The sequence below is a fragment of the Nocardiopsis lucentensis DSM 44048 genome, assembly GCF_000341125.1.
Lineage (GTDB): Bacteria > Actinomycetota > Actinomycetes > Streptosporangiales > Streptosporangiaceae > Nocardiopsis > Nocardiopsis lucentensis.
The window spans coordinates 1-1,142 of the sequence record NZ_ANBC01000307.1; the positions used below are offsets into that span (position 1 = coordinate 1).

Annotated in this window: 1 protein-coding gene and 1 pseudogene; both read left to right on the forward strand. The window is 72.2% G+C overall.

Annotation, left to right across the window (positions count from 1 at the left end; genetic code table 11):
- Positions 1 to 609, forward strand: a pseudogene (locus tag D471_RS0110930) (DNA mismatch repair protein MutT); the annotation flags it as partial.
- A 47-nt stretch (positions 610 to 656) separates the two neighbouring features.
- Positions 657 to 1,094 carry an SRPBCC family protein gene (locus tag D471_RS0110935; RefSeq protein WP_017598662.1) on the forward strand — a complete coding sequence of 146 codons (438 nt, stop codon included), beginning with the start codon at positions 657 to 659 and terminating at the stop codon, positions 1,092 to 1,094.
- Positions 1,095 to 1,142: the final 48 nt, after the last annotated feature.

Sequence of the window (1,142 nt, forward strand, 5' to 3'; positions counted from 1 at the left end):
GAGGTCGACGCCGTCGAGTGGGTGCCCCTGGAGGACGCCCTGGTCCGCCTCACCTACGACCACGACGTCCAGGTCCTCGACAACTTCCGCGCCGGGCCCGCCGAGACCTTCCCGGTCGTCCTGCTGCGCCACCTGTCGGCGGGGGAGAAGCGGGCGTGGCGCGACAACGACCTGTTGCGGCCCCTCGACGAGACCGGCCGCGCCGACGCGTTGGCCCTGCCGCGCGTGCTGGGCGCCTACGGTCGGCCGCGCGTGGTGTCGTCGGGGGCGGCCCGGTGCACCGAGTCCTTGCTGCCCTACAGCGTCGAGGCCGACGTGCCGATGCGTACCGAGCGAGCCTTCACCGTGCGTGGGACGGGCAGGGGCGAGTCAGCGGAGTTCGACGTCGAGGCCGCGCGGGAGGCGTTCGAGGGAGTCCTGTCAGAGGGGCGCCCGACGGTGGTGTGCACGCACGGCGAGCTGATCCCCCATCTGATGCGGGAGGCGCTGACCCGGTTGGACGCGCCGGTCTCGCAGCAGTTGGGTCTGCGCAAGGGCTCGTTCTGGGTGGTGCACGTCGCCGCGGGCGGTGCGCTGGCCGGGGTTGAGCGGCACGGCATCCGGGGGTGATCCGGGGTCGGTCCGGGACGCGGGTCGGGCGGTGACATCATCGGACCATGGCCACTCACAGGATCTCGCGGAGTATCACCGTCAAGGCTCCCGCCAAGCGCGTCTTCGACATCATCGCCTCGCCGGCACGGCACTCGGAGTTCGACGGGTCGGACACCGTGCGCGGTGTCCGGTCCGGTCCGGAACGGCTGTCGCCCGGTTCCCGGTTCGGGATGACCATGCGGATGTTCGGACTGCCGTACCGGATGTCCAACCGGGTGGTGGAGTTCGAGGAGGGCCGGCTGATCGCCTGGCGGCACGTCGGTCCGCACCGCTGGCGGTACGAGCTGGAGGAGGTCTCCGAAGGCGTGACGAGGGTCACCGAGACCTTCGACTACACCAGCGGCCCCTCGGCGTTCTACATTCTGCTCGGAGCCCCCGCGAGGAACGCGCGGGGCATCGAGCGGACCCTGGTGCGACTCAGGGAGGCGGCCGAGCGGGGCTGAACCGACGCGGACGCCCCCGCCGCGGTTCCGGTGCGGCGGGGGGGGGGG